Origin of the sequence: Gordonia paraffinivorans, from assembly GCF_900683595.1 — a bacterium.
GTDB classification, from domain to species: Bacteria; Actinomycetota; Actinomycetes; order Mycobacteriales; family Mycobacteriaceae; genus Gordonia; species Gordonia paraffinivorans.
Genome location: NZ_CAACYD010000005.1, coordinates 145,562 through 167,100, shown reverse-complemented (window position 1 = coordinate 167,100; position 21,539 = coordinate 145,562). Strand labels below are relative to the sequence as shown.

The 21,539-nt window shown below is 67.4% G+C and carries 20 protein-coding genes and 1 pseudogene; 14 read left to right on the top strand and 7 right to left on the bottom strand.

What is annotated here, in order from left to right:
- Positions 1–345 precede the first annotated feature (345 nt).
- Positions 346–1,209, bottom strand: a complete 864-nt coding sequence (locus E1P53_RS02980) for an AraC family transcriptional regulator (RefSeq protein WP_131733430.1) — start codon at positions 1,207–1,209, stop codon at positions 346–348.
- Positions 1,210–1,853: 644 nt separating this feature from the next.
- Between E1P53_RS02980 and E1P53_RS02975 the strand changes: the two genes are divergently transcribed.
- Positions 1,854–3,128, top strand: coding sequence for a M20 family metallo-hydrolase (locus tag E1P53_RS02975; RefSeq protein ID WP_131733429.1), 1,275 nt, complete (start codon positions 1,854–1,856; stop codon positions 3,126–3,128).
- A gap of 246 nt (positions 3,129–3,374) precedes the next feature.
- Complete coding sequence (locus E1P53_RS02970; RefSeq protein WP_131733428.1) at positions 3,375–4,700, top strand: oxygenase MpaB family protein; 1,326 nt, start codon at positions 3,375–3,377, stop codon at positions 4,698–4,700.
- A gap of 72 nt (positions 4,701–4,772) precedes the next feature.
- Here the strand turns inward: E1P53_RS02970 and E1P53_RS20385 are convergent, their stop codons facing one another.
- Positions 4,773–4,937: a hypothetical protein gene (locus E1P53_RS20385; protein WP_165484390.1), complete on the bottom strand. Its 165-nt coding sequence runs from the start codon at positions 4,935–4,937 to the stop codon at positions 4,773–4,775.
- 635 nt (positions 4,938–5,572) lie between these two features.
- On the opposite strand from E1P53_RS20385, the gene E1P53_RS02965 reads away from it, so the two are divergent.
- Positions 5,573–5,902 carry a hypothetical protein gene (locus E1P53_RS02965; protein ID WP_131733427.1) on the top strand — a complete coding sequence of 110 codons (330 nt, stop codon included), beginning with the start codon at positions 5,573–5,575 and terminating at the stop codon, positions 5,900–5,902.
- 110 nt (positions 5,903–6,012) lie between these two features.
- On the opposite strand, the gene E1P53_RS02960 is transcribed toward E1P53_RS02965, so the two are convergent.
- Together E1P53_RS02960 and arr are read right to left on the bottom strand one after the other, a co-directional pair.
- Positions 6,013–6,360, bottom strand: coding sequence for a nitroreductase/quinone reductase family protein (locus E1P53_RS02960; RefSeq protein ID WP_342353770.1), 348 nt, complete (start codon positions 6,358–6,360; stop codon positions 6,013–6,015).
- Between the two features lie 61 nt (positions 6,361–6,421).
- Complete coding sequence (gene arr, locus E1P53_RS02955) at positions 6,422–6,859, bottom strand: NAD(+)--rifampin ADP-ribosyltransferase (RefSeq protein WP_131733426.1); 438 nt, start codon at positions 6,857–6,859, stop codon at positions 6,422–6,424.
- A 393-nt stretch (positions 6,860–7,252) separates the two neighbouring features.
- Here arr and E1P53_RS02950 point away from each other — a divergent pair, with 393 nt between their 5' ends.
- The 6 genes from E1P53_RS02950 to E1P53_RS02925 all read left to right on the top strand — a co-directional run bounded on the left by E1P53_RS02950 (position 7,253) and on the right by E1P53_RS02925 (position 12,849).
- On the top strand, positions 7,253–8,251 hold the full coding sequence (locus E1P53_RS02950) for an alpha/beta hydrolase (RefSeq protein WP_131733425.1): 999 nt from the start codon (positions 7,253–7,255) through the stop codon (positions 8,249–8,251).
- Between the two features lie 98 nt (positions 8,252–8,349).
- Positions 8,350–8,973 carry a TetR/AcrR family transcriptional regulator gene (locus tag E1P53_RS02945; RefSeq protein WP_165484389.1) on the top strand — a complete coding sequence of 208 codons (624 nt, stop codon included), beginning with the start codon at positions 8,350–8,352 and terminating at the stop codon, positions 8,971–8,973.
- Positions 8,974–9,100: 127 nt separating this feature from the next.
- Positions 9,101–9,763: an enoyl-CoA hydratase/isomerase family protein gene (locus E1P53_RS02940; RefSeq protein WP_131733423.1), complete on the top strand. Its 663-nt coding sequence runs from the start codon at positions 9,101–9,103 to the stop codon at positions 9,761–9,763.
- Between the two features lie 66 nt (positions 9,764–9,829).
- A complete protein-coding gene (locus E1P53_RS02935) occupies positions 9,830–10,468 on the top strand; it encodes a TetR/AcrR family transcriptional regulator (RefSeq protein ID WP_109239498.1) in 639 nt (212 codons plus the stop codon).
- A gap of 18 nt (positions 10,469–10,486) precedes the next feature.
- On the top strand, positions 10,487–11,716 hold the full coding sequence (locus E1P53_RS02930) for an oxygenase MpaB family protein (RefSeq protein WP_131733422.1): 1,230 nt from the start codon (positions 10,487–10,489) through the stop codon (positions 11,714–11,716).
- Positions 11,713–12,849, top strand: a complete 1,137-nt coding sequence (locus E1P53_RS02925) for a DUF5995 family protein (RefSeq protein ID WP_131733421.1) — start codon at positions 11,713–11,715, stop codon at positions 12,847–12,849. The genes E1P53_RS02930 and E1P53_RS02925 overlap by 4 nt, the downstream gene beginning before the upstream one ends.
- A gap of 19 nt (positions 12,850–12,868) precedes the next feature.
- Here E1P53_RS02925 and E1P53_RS02920 read toward each other — a convergent pair whose 3' ends face one another.
- Positions 12,869–14,041, bottom strand: coding sequence for a thiolase family protein (locus E1P53_RS02920; RefSeq protein ID WP_131733420.1), 1,173 nt, complete (start codon positions 14,039–14,041; stop codon positions 12,869–12,871).
- A 122-nt stretch (positions 14,042–14,163) separates the two neighbouring features.
- On the opposite strand from E1P53_RS02920, the gene E1P53_RS02915 reads away from it, so the two are divergent.
- The 4 genes from E1P53_RS02915 (at position 14,164) to E1P53_RS02900 (ending at position 18,373) form a co-directional block, all read left to right on the top strand.
- Positions 14,164–14,676, top strand: coding sequence for a winged helix-turn-helix transcriptional regulator (locus E1P53_RS02915; RefSeq protein ID WP_006900603.1), 513 nt, complete (start codon positions 14,164–14,166; stop codon positions 14,674–14,676).
- A gap of 601 nt (positions 14,677–15,277) precedes the next feature.
- Positions 15,278–15,748, top strand: a complete 471-nt coding sequence (locus tag E1P53_RS02910) for a hypothetical protein (RefSeq protein ID WP_230823627.1) — start codon at positions 15,278–15,280, stop codon at positions 15,746–15,748.
- Positions 15,749–15,988: 240 nt separating this feature from the next.
- The gene (gene gdhA, locus E1P53_RS02905; RefSeq protein WP_109239481.1) at positions 15,989–17,347 is read left to right on the top strand and encodes an NADP-specific glutamate dehydrogenase; all 1,359 of its coding nucleotides are present in this window, start codon (positions 15,989–15,991) and stop codon (positions 17,345–17,347) included.
- A 153-nt stretch (positions 17,348–17,500) separates the two neighbouring features.
- A complete protein-coding gene (locus E1P53_RS02900; RefSeq protein ID WP_131733418.1) occupies positions 17,501–18,373 on the top strand; it encodes a hypothetical protein in 873 nt (290 codons plus the stop codon).
- Between the two features lie 35 nt (positions 18,374–18,408).
- Here E1P53_RS02900 and E1P53_RS02895 read toward each other — a convergent pair whose 3' ends face one another.
- Both E1P53_RS02895 and E1P53_RS02890 read right to left on the bottom strand, forming a co-directional pair.
- Positions 18,409–19,146, bottom strand: coding sequence for a DUF2332 family protein (locus E1P53_RS02895; RefSeq protein ID WP_131733417.1), 738 nt, complete (start codon positions 19,144–19,146; stop codon positions 18,409–18,411).
- A gap of 9 nt (positions 19,147–19,155) precedes the next feature.
- Positions 19,156–19,836, bottom strand: coding sequence for a DNA alkylation repair protein (locus E1P53_RS02890; protein WP_131733416.1), 681 nt, complete (start codon positions 19,834–19,836; stop codon positions 19,156–19,158).
- 72 nt (positions 19,837–19,908) lie between these two features.
- Here E1P53_RS02890 and E1P53_RS02885 point away from each other — a divergent pair.
- Positions 19,909–21,528, top strand: a pseudogene (locus tag E1P53_RS02885) (alkaline phosphatase D family protein).
- Positions 21,529–21,539 lie beyond the last annotated feature (11 nt).

The window sequence follows — 21,539 nt, the reverse complement described above, 5'->3', positions numbered from 1 at the left end:
GGTAGCCACCGAGCGTGGTTGCATCCGATTCCGCAGGTCAGGCTCGGCGCCGATAAGATACATTATGTCAAGTTACACGCTGCATATTGCATCAGAGGTGTTAGCCCGGCCACTCCTCCCAATGGCGCGGCACACCTACGACAACCTGGTTGATTGCAAAACGTCGACGTTCTCGACCGCCCGACCCTCACACATGGTCCACCGCGCTGAGTGCTGTTCAGACAACGGAGGCGGAATTATTCGTCGCTCATGCGTCAATGAGTGGTGCCGATTCAACGGCACCGGCGATCTGGCTCCGTTCATGGCTTCAACCCGCGGTGTGCGGGTTGAAGCCATGAACCCGACCTAGGCCCGCTCGACCGGCATCCAGATCTCCGCGTCGGCGTGCGACTCGGTCAGTTCCAAGTAGCGGACGAATGTCGGCCCGGGCCGCAGACGCCACGGATTGGACGGGAACCACTCGGTGGCCGTCGCCGCCCAGGTCTCCTGCAGCGCCTGCGGAAACGGACCGGACGACCGGAATGTGGCCCAGGGGCCGGCGGGTACCGCAAGACTGGACAGATCCTCCGGCACCGTCGAATCGTGCTGCAGCGCAACACCGTGCACATATGTGATCGGTGTGCCCTCCGGCGCGTCCGGCTCGCTTCCGTCGGTGATGGCCAGGATGCCTGCGGGGTCGGTGTCGTTGAGGGATTTGAGTCGTGCGTGCTCCTCGGGCGCTATCGAGGCGATGTGCCGCTGGATGTGCGGGTTGACCCCTGCGTAGATGAGCGGCACCCGTGCCGCATGTCCGGCCAGCACGAATGCGGGTCGTTCGGTGATCGTGACGTCCATGGGACGACTCCCTTCGACGGTCAGGCGGAACCTGAGTACGGCTTGTGTTGCGAAAGGACCGCCATGCGTCCGCACATCCGACGGTGAGGCGCCGTGAACCGACCGGAAGGCTCGACCGAATGCCTCGACCGACGAGTAGCCGTAACACACCGCGAGGTCGAGCAGGCCTATGTCGCTGCTCACGAGATCCGTCGCGGCAAGGGTCATGCGACGACGCCGCACGTACTCCGAGAACGGAATTCCGGCCAGCGAGGCGAACATCCGTCGCAGGTGATACTCCGTCGTCCCGTGGGTCCGGGCGAAGCCGGGCAGGTCTACGGGCTCGCTGGTGTTCTGGTCGACGAGGTCGACGAGCGCGTTGAGTGTGCCGATCATGGCTCTCCTTTCGTCCACGATCATGGCCGTCACACGACGCCCCGCGCCCGATCGTTCCGGGCAGGGATTGTCAGTACTTCTCCCCACTCGGAATCGCCGAGTCTGCTTGGTTACTTCGACCGACAGTCGTCGACATACATTACAGACCCGTCGGATCATTCATGTTGCGATCCCGCCGGCGACCAGCGGACGCGACGTTTGCGAATTCGCGCAGCTGAACTCCTGACGGGTGCGCAAGCCCACGTGCTCCGGTTCCAACCCGGGGAACTCCCCCAGGCCGACGAGTTCGGTAGCTGACAGCTGTACGCCACCGAGGGATTCCAGGTGCACAAGCCCTTGGCTCTGACCGTCATCACCACAAATGGTCCGTCTGCACGGGCCGTCGGGCTCGCTTTACGCCCTGTTACGTCGGCGGTGACGAGCCAGAAATGGTTCGGCGTCAGGCTGCTGTGAGCGGATCACGAGCGCCCGACGGACCCACCCCGATCGCCGCCCGTGTCGCCGAAAGCCTCTGTGTGCGTGGAAGGAACACCCACGTGGCGACCGGGAGAAGCCGCACCACCCGGCCACCACACCGAACCGGCGTCCCGGCACCGACCGCTCATACCCGACCCGTCGACATGGATACCCGAAAGAAGAGATCAATGGCTGATCATTCCGCCGAGACAGTTGCCGAGGCGCTCGACTTCCTGGCCGACTTCACGACGATGTCCACCTTCGGCGCCACTGCAGCGGGCGGCGTCGAACGACAGGCCGCAACCGCAGAGGACGGGCAGACGCGACGTTTCCTTGTCGACTGGTTCGATCGTCACGGCTTCACGACCAAGGTCGACGCCGTCGGAAACATGTACGGACTCAAAGAGTTCGTTCCGGGAGCCCCGTACGTCCTCGTCGGATCACACCTCGACAGCCAGCCTTCGGCCGGCAGGTTCGACGGCGCGTACGGCGTCCTTGCCGGCGCCCACGCCGCTCAGCGGGTTGCCGACCGCGTCGACGACGGATCGTTGGCCCCGCGTTACAACGTCGCCGCGGTGAACTGGTTCAACGAAGAGGGCGCCCGGTTCACCCCCAGCCTCATGGGAAGCGGCGTCTATATCGGGAAGTTCGATGCAGACGCCACCCTCGAACTCACCGACCATGCCGAGATCACCGTCCGAGATGCCCTGTCGGCGATCGGATTCCACGGCGATGACGAGCCGCCGACGGCGGTCTCCTACGCGGAGATCCATATCGAGCAGGGACCGGTGCTCGAACGGGAGAACACCACGATCGGCATCGTCACCGCCAACTGGACCGCACGCAAGTACACGATCAGCGTCCACGGCGAGCAGGCCCACACCGGCGCCACCCACATGGCGCACCGCCACGACGCACTGGTGGGCGCCGCTCGGGTGGTCCTGGCGGTTCGTGAACTGACTTCGATGTTCCCCGCTGAACTCGTGCTGGGTTCCGTCGCCCAGTTCGACGTCGAACCCAAGGTCGCCGGCGTCGTGCCGGCCGAGGTCACCATGGCCGTCGACGTCAGGTCCTCGGATCCCGACACGCTCGAGAAGGCTCATGACGAATTGTGCGCAGCGATCGACCGCATCGATTCCGACGGAGAGGTCCACGTCTCGATCGACTCCTCGGCGCTGCGTCCGTCGACGAGTTACCAGACGGAAGGGATCGAGCTCGCCGAGCAGGTCGCCCGCGATCTCGGCCTCTCGCACCGACGGATGCTGACCATGGCCGGACACGACTCGGTCAATCTCAAGGACATCGTGCCGACGGTCATGCTGTTCGTTCCCAGCGTCGACGGGATCTCGCACAACGAACGGGAATTCACCCGTGATGACGACCTCGTCGCGGGCGTCGAGATGCTGACCGAAACTCTCGCCCGCATGGTTCGCGGCGACATCGGGGCCGTGACCACCGACTGACGGCCGCCGACCGAGGACGTGCTCGAGTCCCTCGGCTCGACTCACCCACCCGGAGTCGATGCCTTCGAGCACCGCCGGCCGGCAGATCGCCGATCTGTTGTGTCGAGCAGGCGACCTCGTGCCGAACCGAGCCCTAAGCAATCCACCTGAGACAAACGTGCCCAGTTGTCTCGAAAGCATCCAAGTGTCGCGTGACGATCTGGTCAAATGGTTGACCAGGTGACACAAGTCAGCTGAGAGGCCGGGATGGCGCACTACTACCCAGAACTGGCGGCGCGGGTCGCACGACAGGCCGAGGAACTGCCCGAGTTGTACGGCGACTTCGACTTCGAGGCGACGCCGGAACGCTTCACCACCGACCCCGATGACAGGTCGGCGCTACCGAGTCGCCTGGGTGACCGCGCGAAGTATCTGGACAACCCACGCCTCATGGAGCTGGTCCACACGGCCACGTTCCTGGCCGACGTGCCGGCCGATCGCGTCGCAGCGCTGTCATCGCAATATCCGGTCTCCGAACTCATCGACCTGGTTCGTCGTGTCTGTCGCGAGGGTGCGGACAACGTCCCCGAGGCGCCGTCGGAGATCGGCGAACTCATCGAGCTGATGCAGCAGAAGCCGGACTGGATCGACTACGACATGATCGAGGACGGTGCGGCGTACTCCCGGACGTATGCCGCGCTGGTCTCCCCCTTCATAACCCGGGGAGCATTCCTCGCCACATTCACCAACAGTTATGCTGCGCTTCCGATGACCCTGACCGGCGCGCTGTCGGGGACTCGAGCGGCACGGCGCGTCAACGAGACCACCGCCTACTTCGCGGTGACGGCCCTGCCCGGCGGCCTGGACCGGTTCAGTCCCGGGTTCGAGGCCACCGTCATGGTGCGGCTCATGCACTCGATGGTGCGGTACAACGCCCTGCAGCGCAGCCGCGGCAACAGCCGTCGCCGCACATGGGACACCGCCGTCTACGGGTTGCCGGTCCCCCAGATCGACCAGTTCCCCGCCGGGATGATCGGCCCGTACCAGAAATCCGAGAAGGCGGTCCGCGCCGGCCGCGAACTCCCCTACGACGAACGCGCGATGGTCGAGTTCCACCGCTACCGCGCCCACATGCTCGGACTACCGGAAGAACTCCTGCCCGGAACCGCCCAGGACATCGTCGACCTGTTCAACGCACGCGCAGCGACGCTCAAGTACGGCTTCGACGACAGTTGCCGGAAGCTGGTCACATCGACGATGGACGCCTACCTGCGCCCCTCCGACAGCGCGTACGACAAGGCTGCCGACGCCGTCGAGAAGAGCTACAGCAAACTGGCCTTCGCCGCCGCGTTCTGCGAAGGCGATCTGAGACGGGCAGCCGACATGGGTGTCCACCTCTCACCACTCGACGTGGCCCGCGCGGCGGCGACCGCGCCGTTCCTGACCAGCCGGTTCGCCGCCGTCCGCATCGCCGGCAAACTCCCGGTGCTAGACGGATTCGCCGACCGGTATGTCACCGACCTCGTCCGCCGACGCCTCGACGACTACGGAATACCGGAATACACAACGGATTCGCGCGAGTACACCCACTGACGACACGCGCCGTCGACCGGCGGGATTCAGAACCCCGCCGGCCGACGGCATCGGGAATGCGCCGGCGGCGTACTACTCGGGGTCCGTGGCGGGACCCTCGTCGGTGGCACCGCCCTCGCCGGTCCAGTCGCCGGACTCCTCGCCGTAGGCCGGATCCGACTGCACGTCGGGTTCGGCGCCCTTGGGCGAGGTGTCGACTTCTTTGGTCTCCGGGTCCGTCTGCTGCTTCTCTGTCATGCTGCGGATATACCCACGAATCCCACTTGTGAATCGTGGCCGCCCCATGTGTGACCTGCTCCGCATACGCCTGTGTGTACGAGGCGCGCGGACATCGCCCCGATCCCGACACAGCCGACGCCTGGCAACGCGACCTGATCCGACTTCACCATCAGAGGCGCCACGAACGTTAGTCTCGCGAGGAAAGCCCGGTGGACAGGTAGAAGCCATGGGAAAAGGGGCAATGATCCCGCACATCGACCACGACGCGATGCAGATGCGCAGGTTCTGGGGAGTGCTCGTCGCGACAACGCTCCCCTTCTACATATGGGGCGCCGTCACCGGTGGCACAGTCTCCGTCGGCGGCGGCGAATTGCCGGTGAGTGCGCTGATGTTCCTCAGCCCGGCGCTGGCCGCCATGGCAGCGGGCGGTCCAGGACTGATCCGACAAGTGTTCTCGAGCCGCCCCCGACCGATCGACGTCGGCGTCGCCGTCGTGGCACCGGCGGTCGCCACATTCGGTTCTTCTCTCGTTGTGGCCGGCACCTGGCCCGCCATCCCCGACTCTCTCGCAGCGGCCACCATCGTGTTCCTCGTCGCCGCGTTCTGTGAGGAACTCGGTTGGACCGGTGTCTTGATGCCCTTCCTGCTGAGGCGTGCACAGTGCGTTCACAACCGGCGTCGTCGTCGGCACCGTCTGGGCCCTGTGGCACCTGATCCCGTACATGCAGGGCGGCCATCCCGCCACGGAACTGCTGTGGCAGCTGGCGTTCACCGTCGTGCTCCGAGTTACACTGGTGCAGTTGACCATTCACAGAGCATCTGCGACGGTCCTCGCGGTGCTGGGTCACGCCTCGTACAACGTCGCGTGGGCTGCGCTCGACGCGAACGACGAGTACGACCCGGCCGCGGCGACGCTCGCGATGGGAGCCCTGGCCGGCGTCCTCTACCTATGGTCCCGCCGTCGACGAACCGGACACCGGTGACCGGTCAGCGCGGATCGATCCGGAACACTCCGCACTTGCCGGCGACCGCGGCGAAGGCCTCGGGCGTCACGTCGTCGACGACCCCTGCCTCCTTCATCAACTTCGGTCCGTCACTGCCCGCCAGGGACGGCCATGCCCTGAGGACCGGAACCGCTTCCTCGGCAGGCAGTTCGGTGAGACGGACAGCTGTCACCTCTCCCCCCGAGCGACATCTGTGCGAGTCCATCCGCCGCCCGGACGTTGCGCGCCCAGTCCGCGCCGGGGAACCCCTCGAGGAGGTAACGACGACCCTTATGCTCGACGACCGTCAGCGGGGTCCGACGCGGCTTCCCGCTCTTGCGACCGGGCACGATCAGGACCGGCAGTTCCTTCATGACCCCGAACCGTTGCAGGAACATGAGGGTCTTGTTCATCGGCTTGAGCCAGCGCGGCGGGGCGATACGGCGCGACGAGGCCATGGCGGATCCTTCCGACGTCAACTCCGTACACCGTACAGGAATATTGCGCCACGTACCCGGCCTAGTCGTAGAGGATTGCCCGCCCCTCACGACACAGGGCTTCCAGCCCCGCACGGAGCTGCTCGAGGTACTCCGGCGGATGAGGATTCCAGTCGGTCATCTCCCCCACCACCTCGACCGGCCCCGCGGTCCGGAAAGAGTGCGTCGGGTTTCCGGGGAGCTTCTTGTCGGTGACGTTCGGATCGTCTTCCACGGCACCCAATGGTTCGACGATGTACACCCGCGGCAGCCCGTCGCCGACGGCCATCTCGGCCGCCAGGACCGCGGCGTCGAGGACCTTGGTCATGTAGACGTGGTTGGAGACGTGATCGGCCAGGTAGTTGGAACGGAAGCCGGGCGTCAGGAGATCTCCGGCGCGGAGGCCGGCGCGGGTCCCGTGGAACCAGGCGCCCGACTCGTGGGGCTCGAACCTCTTCGCAATGTCGACCGCGTCGGCCATCGAATACCTCCCGGGAGCGTGCGTGCCGGGCCAGTGTGCACGCCCGACACCCGCTTGCGGCAAGCCCCACCCCGGGCGCTGATATAAAGGTGGAAAGAGACGTCCTCTCCGTCTCGGTTCTCCGATTCCCTCCCGACCAGCAGCGTCGTTTCGGCGCGCCAAGACCTCGCGTCCCGGCGTCGCCCCCTTGCAGCCCGGCTCGAAAGCCGCGCCTTCGACGCCACGACTGGACACCCACCACTTCTGACGGGGCATCGTCCGCAACCGGTCGCGTAGCGGTTCCGCCGGAGCCATGCCCACGGGGGATGACGACCAGGCCTCGCAATGGCATGCGGCACAGACCAGCCGAGGCGGGCGATGCATCCGTCCCGTACGGGCGGTTTGCGTGGTTAAATGCTCCGTGTGCACAGCAGATTCCTGATCGCAACCGCTGCATCGCTTTTCGTTCTGGCCGGGGCGGTGGGATGCGGCGACGGGACCGGCGACCCGGCATCGTCGTCCTCGTCGACGACGGGGCAGAGCCAGATGCACTCCCCGACCGCCGCCCCTCCGGTACCACCGAGCAACGACCGGGTGACCGTCGAGCGCGTCGAATACCTCGAGCCCGGCGAATCGGATCCGGCCGAGAACTGGGCGAATCTCTACCTCCCGACCGGCGATCATGCCGACGGCTCGGTCCCCTTGGTGACGATCATCCACGGCGGTGGGTGGGAAAGCCGTTTCGGCGCCGAGCAATTCGACGAGATGGCCCGTGACCTGGCCGATCGCGGACTCGCCGTGTACAACGTCGAGTACCGCCGGTACGGCACCGGCGGCGGATGGCCCACCACGTTCCGCGATGTGGCCCGCGCACTCGACCATGTGCCCGCGCTCGCGGACGCCCATCCCGAACTCAGCATCGACGACGAGCTCGTCATCGGCCACAGCGCCGGCGCGCAACTGGCGGTCTGGGGCGGGACCCGACACAAGCTCGATGACGACGAGGTTGGCTCGAAGCCTGCTTTCGTCCCCTCCCGCGTCGCCTCCATCTCCGGCCCGCTCGACATGCGCTACGCGGTCGACCACGGCAACGGGCGCGTCATCAAGCAGATCCTCGGCGGGACGCCGGACCAGGTGCCCGACCACTACGAGTCGGTGGATCCGATCCAGAACCTCGATCCCGCGCTCCCGGTCATCCTGTTCCACGGGCTGGCCGACGACGATGTCGACCCCGAGAACGCACGCCGGTACGCGACCGCTCTGCGCGCGGCCGGCGGCAACCCCGAGCTGAACCTCTTCGACGGGGAGACCCACACGTCGCTGGTCCACCGGAAGTCGCCCGCGTACTGGAAGATCGTCGAACGCCTCGAGGACGTGGCCCGCGCCCGGCTCGAGGAACTTCGCGACCAGTAGGAACCCCCACCCACGAACCGCCCCGAGAGGCCGTCGGGGCATTCAGGCGACCGACAGCGCGTCGATAACAGAGCACGTGCTCTGTTATTTTCTCTTCCATGCCCCGCCCCCGGATACACGACGTCGACCAACTGCTCGACGCCGCCGAGTCGCTGGCCGTCGAGTCCGGCGTGGCCGCGGTGACCGTGCGGGCGCTGTCGGAACGCACCGGGGTCTCCAACGGCGCGATCTACCACACCTTCGGTTCCCGGGCGGGCCTGCTCGGCCGGACGTGGCTGCGGGCCGCCCGGAGATTCCTGGAAACCCAACGCGACCGTGTGAACTCCGTCCTCGCCGGCGGCAACGACCGGGAACACGCAGTGGAGGCCGTGGTGGTCGCGGCCGACACCCCGGCGCAGTTCCTGCTCGACCACCCGACCTCCGGACGCTTCCTCCTCACCGTCGACCGAGACGATCTGCTCGGCTCGGCAGACCTCCCCGACGAACTCGCACGAGACCTCCGGGCCCTCGATCAGGCCCTCGTCGACCTCTTCGTCGACCTGGCGCGCGCACGGTGGGACCGCGCCGACCGTCACACGGTCGAGGTCGTGCGTGACTGCGTCGTGGAACTGCCGACCGCGCTCCTCCTCCGCGGGCGACGCCGGCCGGAACCACATGTCCGCGAACGCCTCGCCGCCGCCGTTCGCGCGGTGCTCGAACTCGAACCACCACAACGCACGTGACCGCTCTCCTGACGTCCTCACTCCGTCACGACAGCACTCCGTCACGACAGCACTCCGACACGACAGCACTCCGACACGACAGCACTCCGACACGACAGCACTCCGACACGACAAGGAACGGACCACCATGGCACCCACACTCGAACTGCACGACGACATCGCCGTCCTCACCCTCGGCGACGACGAGAACCGCTTCTCCCCCGACCATCTGACGGCGCTCGACGAGTTGCTGACCGAGGTGGAGAACTCGGCGCGCGGCCTCGTCACGGCCGGCACGGGCAAGTTCTACTCGAACGGGCTCGACCTCGAATGGCTCCTGGCCAACCCCGACCGCGCCGACTGGTACGTCGATCAGGTCCAGGCGCTCTTCGTCCGGTTGCTCACCTTCGGCTTGCCGACGGTCGCCGCCGTCAACGGACACGCGTTCGGAGCAGGGGCGATGCTCGCCATCGCCCATGACTTCCGGGTGATGCGCGACGACCGCGGCTTCTACTGCTTCCCCGAAGTCGACATCAACATCCCCTTCACCGCAGGTATGGCGGCACTGATCCAGGCGAAGGTCTCGCCGCAGACCGCCGTGGAGGCGATGACCACCGGACGCCGCTACGGCGGAGCCGACGCCCTGGCCGCGGGATTGGTCGACGCGACCGCCTCCGAGGACGCGGTGGTGTCCAGCGCGGTAGAACGCCTCCGGCCGCTCGCCGGCAAGGACAAGAGCACCCTCACCGCCATCAAGACGACGATGTACCGGCCGGTGATCGACGCGCTCCGGCAGGGCCGCAGCCACTGAGATGTCCGCTCCGGGCGGGCCGCCGAGTAGGGTTGCCCACCACACGCTTCTGACCGGGAGGTGGAGATGACCGTCGAGCCCACGCGTCGCGGTCGGGGGCGCCCTCCGGGTCCTCCCGTCGACATCGATGCCCGGCGCGAACATCTCCTCGACTCCGCCGAGGCCGCCATCCGGCGGTCGGGTGCCGACGTGGGACTGGCCGAGGTCGCCAAGGAGGCCGGCCTCACCAGGTCGGCGGTCTACGCCGCGTTCGCCGACCGGGATGCCGTGATCGACGCACTGGCCGCCCGGCACGCGCGTCTCATCGTCGAACGCCTCGGTTCCGTCATCCAGGGGATCGCCGACCCGGCCGCGCAGACCCGGGCGGCCATCGACATCCTGGCCGCCTGGTTCGACGACGAGCCCGAGCTCGCCCGGTTGCTCGCCGGCCGGCTCGACCAGTCCGGCGGCGGGTCCGGCATCGTCACCGCCGTCGCGGAGATCCTGAGTGTCGGGTTTCGCGCCCGCGGCGCCGATGACTCACCCGCCGAGTCCTGGGCCCACGCACTGGTCGGGGCCGTGTCGTCGGCGGTCGGCTGGTGGTCGCGGACGCGGACCATCGATCGCGAAACCCTGGTCGACCACCTCCACCTGCTCATCTGGTCGGGTTTCGAAGGCGCCGGCGGCAACCGCCCGCCGGTCGGTTCCTTGACCGGCGATCCTTAAAAAGACACACTGTTTTTTATGAGTGAGGCAAGAGCGGTGAGCCCCGAGCGAGCCGCCGCGATCACCGGTGCACGCAACTGGCAGGACGTCCGGGCCGCGCATCAGGATGCGGTCGATGCCCTGGCCGATGGGCTCATGCTGGGCGACCGCCTTGCCGACGCCGTGGTCGCGGAGATGTACTCCGGCGGCGGGTGGCGATGGGCAGACATCACCTCGGCCATCGACGACCCGAGCCGGCGGGACGACGCACCGCCTGCGTTGCGCCGCTTTCTGGGCACGGTGTGTAGTCCCCCGTCGTGGTATGACCCCGCGATAGCCCGAGCGGGTGGTGAGGCGTGGTGGCGCTTCGGTTCGCTCCAGTCGAGCACGCTGTACCAATCGCTCATCTACGGCTATCAGGCACCCGGGTTCACCCGGCCGCTGGTCGCCACCGGTCGCCTCACCGAGGGCACCTGGGACCGCGTCGTGGCGACCGCCCGATGGGTCACTCTCGCGACTGCGCCGGGGCTGATGGAACCGGGCGGTCCGGGATGGTCGGAGACCGTCCGAATCCGATTGGTACATGCGCTGGTTCGCCACCACCTCCATGCCCACGACCGATGGGACGACGAGGAGTGGGGCGTGCCCATCAACCAGACCTATTCCCAGTTGACCATCACCGCGGGGTTCCTGGCCCTGCCGATGCGCGTGGCGAAGGACTTCGGAATCCGTTACTCGCGAGCCGATCTCGAGGCGATCACCCACCTGTGGCGGTGGGTCGGCTGGGTGATGGGCGTCGACGAGGACCGCCTCCCCCGCGGCTTCGACGACGCGCGGCGAACCGATCGCATCGCACGAGAGTTCCGCATGGAACCGCCGCAGGAGGCCCGACAACTGGTCAAGGCACTGCTCGACGACGGCTATCGCACCGATCTCGGCCTGCCCGGTCCCCTCAACGACGCAGTCCACCAGGTGACCCGGCCGTTCTTGCGGACACTCTTCGAATCGGTGTCCCGCCGGTGGGTCGACGACGAGGTCGCCGCGGCCATGGGACTACGGCACACGCCCCTACAGCATCTGGTCCCGTTGGCGCGTCCGGTCATCCGTTCGCGCGAGCTCGCGCGGTGGATCGGCATCCTCGGCTCGGACCACTCGATCGCCCACCGGGAGCTCCGGTTCGTCACGTCGAAGCTGGGCCTCGACCTGAGTCGTATCGAGTCGAAACGCTACGACGCCGCCGACAAGGGACGCCTGGAGACCGTTGCATGACTGCCACTTTCACCCTCCGGCAGGATCTGCGCTGCACACCGGAGGCGGCCTGGCACCTGCTCACCGACCCGGATCAGATGTGCCGGTGGTCCTCCGCCCCGATCAGCCTGATCTCCCCAGGGCCACATGACCGTCCGGACACCGCCGGGGCGTTGCGCATGGTGACGCTGCCCGGCGGACGCGTGCGCCTTCGGGAGGTCGTCGAGCACACCGAGTTCCCGCGAGTCTTCCGCTACCGCGTCTACTCCGGCGGGCCACTGCTTCTCGATCACCGCGGTGAGCAGCGCATCGTCGCGGTTCCCGGTGGTGTCGAGATCCGTTGGCGCGTCGACATGTCGCTCTTTCCACCACCGCTGTCACAGGTGATGGCGCGTCGGATCCGAAAGGAGGTGCGCCGCTCCCTCGAGGTCATGGCAACACTCGTCGACGATCCGACGACCCCCGCGTCGTTCCCCGCGTCGCCTCCCCCGTCCTCCGCCGCGGATCTCGACGACCTCGTGTCGACCGCGCTCGAAATCCGCGGACTGCAACAGAAGATCGCGGACGAGTTGGCCGGCGCGGACGATCCCAAGCAATGGTTCGCCCGCGTCTACCAGTACGTGACCGAGACGATGATCGACGCGGCCACCGGCCCTCTGGACCTCGGTCTGGACCATCCGGACTGGGTTCTCGCCCTCATCCCGGTGTTCCACGAGTACTACGCACGCAACCTCGACGCGTACCGGGACGGCGGCGATGTGGAAGAGGCGTGGCAGGTCGCCTGGTCCACCTGCGAGATCGTCGACCCGGACAAGCCCCATCTCCCGGTGATGAAGGGGCTGCTGGCCGGGGTGTCGGCGCACATCGACGCCGACCTGCCTCGCGCCCTCGCCCAGCTGCACCGACAGCGGTATCCCGAGCGCGACCTGCGGGAGTTCCGTCCCGACTACCTGCGACTCGCTCCGGTGTTCACCCTCGCGTCCGACCGCCTGCTCGCCGATCTGCCGAGGAGCCACAAACCGTGGTGGACGGGCCTGGCCGGCCGGTTGAACCCCCAGATGCGGGACGCGCTCCTCGCCCGGAACGGATACGACGTGGCGCGACACCGCGTCCGGGCGTTCGACCGCGCGGTGGGACTGTTGTCGACGACGTGACCGCAGCTCAAGCCGCGGGTCAGTCGAGGCGTTCGTAGATCGTCGCGTTGGCCAGGCCGCCGGCCTCGCACATGGTCTGCAACAGGAACCGGCCGCCGCGCTGCTCGAGTGCGTTGAGGCCCGTCGTCGCCAGTCGGGCCCCGCTCGCGCCGAGGGGGTGACCGAGGGCGATCGCCCCGCCGTGGACGTTGACCTTGTCGAGGTCGACGTCGAGTTCTCGCGCCCAGGCGAGCACGACGGGCGCGAACGCCTCGTTGACCTCGAACAGGTCGATGTCGTCGAGCGACAGTCCGCTCCGTGCCAGCGCCTTGCGGGTCGCCGGGATGATCGCGGTCAGCATCAGCAGCGGATCGTCGCCGGCGACGGCGATCGTGCGGATCCGTGCTCGGGGTCGCAGTCCCATCTCCGCAGCCTTCTCCTCGCTCATGACGAGGACCGCAGCCGAGCCGTCGCTGATCTGGCTCGCATTGGCCGCGGTGATGGTCCATTCGATCTCGGGAAACCTGCGAGCCATCGCCTCGTCGTAGTAGGCGGGTCGCAGGCGCGCAAGGTCCTCGAGGGTGCTGCCGACGCGGATGCCCTCGTCGGCAGCGAGTCCGGCGATCGGTGCCAGTTCGTCGTCGAACAGTCCGTTCTTCGTCGCGACCGCCGCGAGTTCATGCGAACGCAAGGAGAATTCGTCGATGGCGGTGCGAGGGATGTGCCAGCGCGCCGCGATGAGTTCCGCCGAGATCCCCTGCCCGACCAGCCCATCGGGATACCGCTCGTCGAATGCCCGGCCGTTGAGGTCGTCGGTTCCGGCCGCCGCCGATCCCATCGGGATGCGCGACATGGACTCGACGCCCGCGGCGACCGCCACGTCGTAGGTGCCCGCGATCACCCCCTGCGCGGCGAAGGCGATCGCCTGCTGACCGCTACCGCACTGCCGGTCGACCGACACCCCGGGCACCGACTCCGGGTACCCGGCGGCCAGCAGCGCGCGGCGGGCGATGTTGAAGCTCTGCTCACCGACTTGTCCGACGACGCCGGCGATGACGTCGTCGACGACCCCGGGATCGATCCCGGTCCGCTCGACGATCGCGCGCAGACTGTGCGCGAGCAGGTCCACCGCGTGGACGTCGTGCAGCGCACCCGAGGCCTTCCCCTTGCCTATCGGGGTCCGGACCGCATCCACGATGACTGCAGTTCGCATGGTTGTTCTCCCACTTCGTCCGGGGACCGATCACCGGCCCGACCAACAACTGACTTTTGTCAGCCATAGTCAGATGCCTACGCCCTGACTTCCGTTCTGTCAAGTCAGGTTAGGATGTACCCATGATGAAACTGGTGGGACCGCTCGCCGACCGTGACCGCTGGCAGGCGACACACTGCTCGATCGCGAAGGCGATCGACCTCATCGGCACGCGGTCGGCGATCCTCATCCTGCGTGAGGCCTTCTACGGCGCAACCCGTTTCGACCAGTTCGCCCGGCGGGTGGGCATCACCGACGCCGTTGCCTCGGCCCGACTCAGGGAACTCACCGAGGCCGGCATCTTCACGAAGGTCCCGTACCAGGAGCCCGGACAGCGCGTCCGATACGAGTACCGCCTGACCGAGATGGGCCGAGACCTGTTCCCCGTCGTCATGTCGCTGTGGCAGTGGGGCAACGAGTACCTACAGCCCGACGGCGCCCCACTGGCGGTCACCGATTCGTCTCACCGACCGGTCCGGGTCGGTGTCGTGACCGACACCTCGGAGACCCTCGAGCCGGAGGACGTGGAGGTCCGGGTCGCCCGCGCGGGCCGCGAGCCCCGCGGCGACGATTCGTCGACAACCGGGACCACCTGATAGGCTCGATCTCACGTTCGCGCGGTGGAGTAACCCGCATGTCGAACCAGAGGCCGGGGCTGCTTACTCCGAACCCCCGGTCTTGTCCAAAACCTCCCGACTCGATTCTCCGAGTCGAACCCCTCCCCGGTTGGCAGACGCGGGCGGGCAGCGCCGACCGCGTCTCCGTACGCCTGCCGCCTCCTGCTGCGCCACTTCCGTGGTCTGCGGCCGATCGGGGCAACCTCGGCCTCTCCGCTCGCCGTCTCGACGCACCCTGAATCCTCGTCGGCGAAATTCTTGTCGACGTTTACCGCTCCATTTCCTTGCGGCGATACTCATCGATGACCGATATAATGCCGCGAAACCGACCGATCGACAACTGCCGGCGATGAAGCGCCGAGTCGGGCCATTCCGCGACCGCCACGCGATCACCGAGCAGAAGAACCGCGACCCGGGAGAGAGGGCATCCCAGCAGCCTTGCGGCTCCGTCATCGGGACGCGAAATCGACTGCACCGAAGTCGATCTGACCGGACGACGACCACTGACTGGCTTTTTTCTCTTTTTCGGATAGAGTCCGGGTAACCGGTCCGTCAGACCGGTTCTGCGAAAGGAACGGTGGTGGCCGTGCAAACGGTTGTCATGGAATGTCGTATTCGCGTCTGCGGTTCCCGCAAACGCATTCAAAGATTCACCGATCGCGCGTCGGAGATCGCGGTCGCAAAGTTCCCGAGCACCGTCCGGTGCTCGATTTCGGTCGACGACTGCGATTCGACCCTGTTGCGCCACCAGTGGCACCGGGAGAACGACGTCGACACCTACGGCGTCCCCGTGGGCCGCGAGCTGGGCTTCGCCTTCGCCGACCCCACCGGCCGCCTCACGGCGGCGAAGCTGGAGAGCCTGTCGCTCGACATCCTCTCGGAACTCCAACCCGACCCGTTCGAGACCGAATCACCGGCTGCCGAACTCTCCGAGCAGGTTCCCTGGATTCTCACGCTGGAGACGGAGGTCGACCGGACCGCCCAGCGGGACATCGCCACACGTCACCCCATGCTCGAATTGAGAGTGGCGCCTCTGTTCGCGACGTCGTGACCGTCGACGCACACCCTCGTCCGACCTCGCGGCGCGAGTGGACGACCGTGCGCTGACCTCGCTGTTCACCGGGTTGCCCGGGCCCGGTGAACAGCCGGCGGAGGCGGCGAGAGCGTGCGCGTGCCGGGCCACGCGCAGACCTGTGTGCAGGCCATTTCCTGTCGCTCGATAGGCTACCGGTGGCAGCGAACCCGATTTCGGGGTATACGCAGCCGTCCCTTGGCTTTATCAGAGAAGGAAGTGGTGGCCACCGTGGCCGTGCTCGACGAGAAGATCAGCGACCTGTTCGACCAGGTGGTCGCACGCAACCCGGGAGAGGCCGAGTTCCATCAGGCCGTCCGAGAGGTGTTCGACAGTCTCGGACCCGTCCTCGCCAAGCACCCCCACTACGCCGATGCGGGCATCATCCGGCGCCTGACCGAGCCCGAGCGTCAGATCATCTTCCGCGTCCCGTGGATGGACGACCAGGGCCAGGTGCAGGTCAACCGCGGCTTCCGCGTCGAGTTCAACTCGGCGCTGGGCCCGTACAAGGGTGGCCTGCGCTTCCACCCCAGCGTCTACCTCGGCGTCATCAAGTTCCTGGGATTCGAGCAGATCTTCAAGAACTCCCTCACCGGCCTGCCCATCGGCGGCGGCAAGGGCGGTGCCGACTTCGACCCCAAGGGTCGCTCGGACGGCGAGATCATGCGGTTCTGCCAGTCCTTCATGACCGAGCTCTACCGGCACATCGGTGAGCACACCGACGTCCCGGCCGGCGACATCGGCGTCGGCGGCCGCGAGATCGGCTACTTGTTCGGCCAGTACAAGCGGATCACCAACCGCTACGAGTCCGGCGTCCTGACCGGCAAGGGGCTCGCCTGGGGCGGCTCGCAGGTCCGCACCGAGGCCACCGGATACGGCGTCGTCTTCTTCGTGCGCGACATGCTCGCCGCGGTCGACGACAAGCTCGACGGCAAGACCGTCGTCGTGTCGGGGTCCGGCAACGTGGCGATCTACGCGATCGAGAAGATCCAGCAGCTCGGTGGTCGCGTGATCGCGTGCTCGGACTCGAGCGGTTACGTCGTCGACGAGGCCGGTATCGACCTCGAGCTCCTCAAGGAGATCAAGAACGTCAAGCGCGGACGGATCGGCGACTATGCCGAGGGCCGCTCGTCGGCACGATTCGTCACCGACGGCTCGCTGTGGAACGTGCCCACCGACATCGCCATCCCGTGTGCCACGCAGAACGAGCTCAACGGGGCCGACGCCGCCCAGCTGGTGAAGAACGGCGTGCGCATCGTCGCCGAGGGCGCCAACATGCCCTGCACGCCCGAGGCCGTTCGCATCTTCCACGACGCGGGCGTCCGCTTCGCGCCGGGCAAGGCGGCCAATGCGGGAGGTGTCGCCACCAGCGCTCTCGAGATGCAGCAGAACGCATCTCGCGACTCGTGGACGTTCGGGTACACCGAGGAGCGTCTCTCGGAGATCATGAGCTCCATCCACGACCTGTGCCTGCACACCGCCGACGAGTACGGCGCCGCGGGCAACTACGTGACCGGCGCCAACATCGCCGGCTTCATCAAGGTCGCCGACGCCATGCTCGCACTCGGCCTGATCTGACGACGCGACCACAACGACCACCCGCCGGCCCGCGAGCTCACCCGCGGACCGGCGGGTTTCGTCATGCCGAGGAGCGCACGAGGTCTTGACACCGCGCTGACCACGGGTTTCACTGAGCGAATCCGTTCGTCGGCCCGATTGGCAGGTCTGTGCATGCGTACCGAGGACTCGACCCTCCGTCCACTCCGACCTGCGCAGCGCCGGCGCTGGGCGGCCGCCCTGGCGGTGATCGTCGCCGTCGTCCTCGGCGCAGCCACCGCACCGGTGGCCGCAGCGGCGCCGGGGCCGAACACCGGATTCGCCCTCCCCTTCTCGGGTGCGCCGGGATTCGAGTATCTGGCCCCGCCGAAGCTGACCGATCGCGCGCAGCTCAATCAGCCGCTCGGCCAGAAGGCCGCCGATCGGATCGCCGCCGGAATGGGCCTGTCCCCCAAGGACGCCCTGTCGGAGAAGCAGTACCGTCAGCTCCTCAGCGGCGGTGGCATCGGCGGAAGCCGTGACGCGGCGAAGATCATCGACGCGTGCCTGATCATCCTCACCAACACCAAGGGCCGACCGATGTTCGGCGATTCCGTGGTGGGCAGCTACGGGCTCTACGTGAACAAGCAGGGCATGCTGCAGAGCCCGGCCAATGCCAGTGCGCCGACACGCCAGGTCAACGCACTGATCGCGCCGGGCGGGTATGTCGGAAACTGGTTGCGCGCCAACGGCGCAACCCACACCCTGCTTGCGCTCTACCGGTCCGCCTACACCATCGAGATCCCGTTCGGCTTCGTCTCCCAGCAGATGTCGGGAGCCGCGCAACTGGTGACCAACACCAAGGGCGACGTCACCTCCACCGTCGGTATGTCGATGGCACCGCCGTTGTGGTTGGTCAATTTCGCCCTGCTGTACATCGTCAAGCCGTCGCTCGCGGCCGCCATGCCCGCGTATTGGGCTCCGATCCCCCAGCCCGTCGCGGCTGCGATCAAGGCCAGCCCGACCGGTCAGGTTCCGTGGAGCAAGTACCGGTCGTACTTCGAGTGAGTCTGTCGTACCCAGAGTGAGTCTGCGAGGACTGCTCAGCGGCGGGGACTTGGGAACCACGAGACGAACCGTCCCCGCGACCAGCACCTGCCGACCGCTTCACCGGTGAGATCCCGGCGGGCGGGTCCGCCGAGCGCGACGGCCATGATGCTGTGACCGGATGCGGGACGATCACCGAGCGTGGGGACCGTCGGCGCCACGCCGACACCCTCGACGGACACCCAGGCGACGGTGCGCGTGGTCGAGGCCGCGACGAGTGCGTCCACGAACCGCAGGCGACGAGGTCGGGCGAACCGCGACAGCGACCACGTGGTGAGAACGACCGGCAGAACGTCGTCGGGGACGGCGGCCACCGCAGTCGACACGCCAACCACCGGATCGCCGGCCACCCGATGTACGGAAAGCCCTGCCGCGAGCTCGATTTCGGCGGCCAACCGCGCAGACCCGCCTCCCGCCGATCGTAGGATCTGCGCGCGATCGTCCGGGTCGGCCGGGTCGAGAGGCGCACGGTGCACCACCGTCCTGTGCTCGACCGCCGGGAACGGCGTCCGGGGTATCGGCTCGTCGCCGACCACTGAGCACTCCACCTGCACCGGTGAGGCGGCCTCGCCGACCAGCGTGTCGCCATAGGCGATCGCGACCCGGTCGACACCGAGGTTCAGTCCGGCGGGACGGCCGACGTCGATCAGCCCCACGCGGTCGGCGCCGGCGCGTCGGGCCGCTTCTGCGATCGTGGGGTGGAGGACGGCATACCGGCCGTCGTGCTCGATCATCGCCGCCGTTCACCCCTTGCGGGCGACCATCTCCCGGATCCAGACCGGCGCGTACGGCGAGATGCACCCGGGTGACGTCGGGTAGTCCTCGAGGACCCTCAACCGCTCCCCGATGCCGACGGCACGGTCCCGCAGGTCGGGGTGCTCGATTCCGATCGTGGCCAGGCAGGCGTTCATCGCCCACTGCAGGCGTCCGGGCGCGTCCTTCATCTCCGACTCGACGGTGTCGAGCAGAGCGGCCAGGTCGAGGCCGTCGGGGTTCTTGGTCACCCGCTCGGTCGTGAGTGCCCATCCTGCGCTGCGCACATCGGGGTCGGGATCGTCCATCCACGTAACCCGTAGTTCCTCGGCGTGCGGATTCTTCTTGATCACGTAGTTGACGAGCCAGTCATGCACCTTCGGGCGCCCGGCCTCGCGGATCATCGCGTCGAGCGCAGCCGCGTCGAACGCCTTCGGCCGGCAGACGAGCAGCGCCACCAGCCGAGCCGCGGTGTCTCCGGTGGCCCACAATGCGAGGGCCAGGTCCTGGTCGGTCCTCAGCGGTTTGGCCACCGCACGGAGTTTGGTCAGGTTCACACCGTGATCGTCGCCGTGTCGCTCGTTGACCGCGCGGATCCTCGGGTCCTCGAGTGCGGACAGCTCACCCAGGATCGCGGCGACCCTCGCGTCGGCGTCGATGGTGTCGGTCATGGCTGCTCCCGTCTGCGTCACGGTCCAGACTAACGGCCCACCATGCCCAACCGATCGGCCTACGCTGAGCGTATGGCCCTGGTGCTCGGCCCCATCCTGCGGCACGTCGACGAGACGTCGGCGCTGCTCTGGGTTTAAACCGACACTCGCGCGACGGTCGAGATATGTGGCTGCCGGACCGACACTTTCGAGGTTCTGGGCCATCACTACGCGCTCGTCGAGGTGTCGGGACTCGCACCCGATTCGACCACGGAATACCGGGTACGCGTCGATGGCGTCGTCGAATGGCCGCTCGCCGACTCGGACTTCCCGCCAAGCGTCATCCGCACCCGGGGCCCGGCGGGCGCACACCGGCACCGGTTGGTGTTCGGCTCGTGCCGCTACCCGAAGGCCGAGGACCCAGAGGTCGACGAGGAACTCGGGCTCGACGCGCTCGACCGCTATGCCGTGCGGATGCGGAACCTGCCGGTGTCCGACTGGCCGGACACGTTGATCCTGCTCGGCGATCAGGTCTACGCCGACGAGCTGACCCCGCAGGTGAAGGAGAAGCTGGCGTCGAGTCGCTCGTCGCGCGCCGAACCGTCGGACGAGGTGGTCGGCTTCGAGGAATACGAAGGTCTGTACCGCCACACGTGGGGCGACCCGGAGATCCGATGGATCATGTCCACCGTCCCGACCGCGATGATCTTCGACGACCACGACATCCGCGACGACTGGAACACCTCAGATGTGTGGCGACGCGAGATGGACACCGTGCCGTGGTGGCGACGGCGCATCCGCGCCGGCCTCGCGTCCTACATCGTCTACCAACACCTGGGAAACCTCTCCCCCGCCGAACTCGCCGCCTCCGAGGACTTCCGCCGGGTCCTCGAGCCCGACGGCGACCGCTGGTCACACCTGGTGGGTGTGGCCGATCGCGCCGACGCCGAGACCGATGGCGTCAAGGGTGTGCGCTTCAGCTTCCGGTGGGATCTCGGCGCGTCCCGGTTGGTGATGATCGACTCGCGCAACGGACGCATCCTGTCCGGTGGAGTCCGGAAGATGTTGAGCGACATCGAGTTCGACTGGGTCGAGCAGCAGGCCTCCGACGAGGTGGAAGACCTCGATCACCTCGTCCTCGGATCATCGTTGCCGTGGCTGTTGCCGCCTGTGCTCAGCGATGCCGAGACGCTCGACGAGATCGGCGCGCGCCGAGACGGCTGGGTCGGCCGGCTCGCCGAACGCATCCGGCAAGGCGCCGACCTCGAGCACTGGCCGGCGTTCTTCGACTCGTTCACGCGGTTGAGCCGGATGATCCGTGGCGTCGCCGATCCCGGCCCCCGCGGACCGTCGTCGGTGACGGTGTTGTCCGGGGATGTCCACCACAGCTACGCCGCGCGGGCGGGCTTCTCCGAACCCGTCGCCGCGGCGGTGTGTCAACTGGTGTGCTCGCCCGTTCACAACGCGATCCCGCCGTACATGAGGACGGTATTCCGGCTCGGATGGTCGTCGAGAATCGCCGCGCTCACCCGCCGCTGTGCGCGCTGGTGCGGGTCACCCGACTTGCCGGTCACCTGGCACAGTGCCCTGGGCCCGTTGTTCGGCAACACGATCGCGACCCTGGCACTCGACGGCCCGCACGCGACGGTGGTCTTCGAACAGCCGGATCCGGACGGAGCTCTGCACGTCGCCGGACGTCTCCCGATTTCGTAGCAGTTGGCGGG

Coding starts and splice junctions, on each gene's coding strand:
- E1P53_RS02980 (WP_131733430.1), bottom strand. CDS start 1,209: ATGATCGGCACACTCAACGCGCTCGTCGACCTCGTCGACCAGAACACC.
- E1P53_RS02975 (WP_131733429.1), top strand. CDS start 1,854: ATGGCTGATCATTCCGCCGAGACAGTTGCCGAGGCGCTCGACTTCCTG.
- E1P53_RS02970 (WP_131733428.1), top strand. CDS start 3,375: ATGGCGCACTACTACCCAGAACTGGCGGCGCGGGTCGCACGACAGGCC.
- E1P53_RS20385 (WP_165484390.1), bottom strand. CDS start 4,937: ATGACAGAGAAGCAGCAGACGGACCCGGAGACCAAAGAAGTCGACACC.
- E1P53_RS02960 (WP_342353770.1), bottom strand. CDS start 6,360: ATGGCCTCGTCGCGCCGTATCGCCCCGCCGCGCTGGCTCAAGCCGATG.
- arr (WP_131733426.1), bottom strand. CDS start 6,859: ATGGCCGACGCGGTCGACATTGCGAAGAGGTTCGAGCCCCACGAGTCG.
- E1P53_RS02950 (WP_131733425.1), top strand. CDS start 7,253: ATGCTCCGTGTGCACAGCAGATTCCTGATCGCAACCGCTGCATCGCTT.
- E1P53_RS02945 (WP_165484389.1), top strand. CDS start 8,350: ATGCCCCGCCCCCGGATACACGACGTCGACCAACTGCTCGACGCCGCC.
- E1P53_RS02940 (WP_131733423.1), top strand. CDS start 9,101: ATGGCACCCACACTCGAACTGCACGACGACATCGCCGTCCTCACCCTC.
- E1P53_RS02935 (WP_109239498.1), top strand. CDS start 9,830: ATGACCGTCGAGCCCACGCGTCGCGGTCGGGGGCGCCCTCCGGGTCCT.
- E1P53_RS02930 (WP_131733422.1), top strand. CDS start 10,487: ATGAGTGAGGCAAGAGCGGTGAGCCCCGAGCGAGCCGCCGCGATCACC.
- E1P53_RS02925 (WP_131733421.1), top strand. CDS start 11,713: ATGACTGCCACTTTCACCCTCCGGCAGGATCTGCGCTGCACACCGGAG.
- E1P53_RS02920 (WP_131733420.1), bottom strand. CDS start 14,041: ATGCGAACTGCAGTCATCGTGGATGCGGTCCGGACCCCGATAGGCAAG.
- E1P53_RS02915 (WP_006900603.1), top strand. CDS start 14,164: ATGATGAAACTGGTGGGACCGCTCGCCGACCGTGACCGCTGGCAGGCG.
- E1P53_RS02900 (WP_131733418.1), top strand. CDS start 17,501: ATGCGTACCGAGGACTCGACCCTCCGTCCACTCCGACCTGCGCAGCGC.
- E1P53_RS02895 (WP_131733417.1), bottom strand. CDS start 19,146: ATGATCGAGCACGACGGCCGGTATGCCGTCCTCCACCCCACGATCGCA.
- E1P53_RS02890 (WP_131733416.1), bottom strand. CDS start 19,836: ATGACCGACACCATCGACGCCGACGCGAGGGTCGCCGCGATCCTGGGT.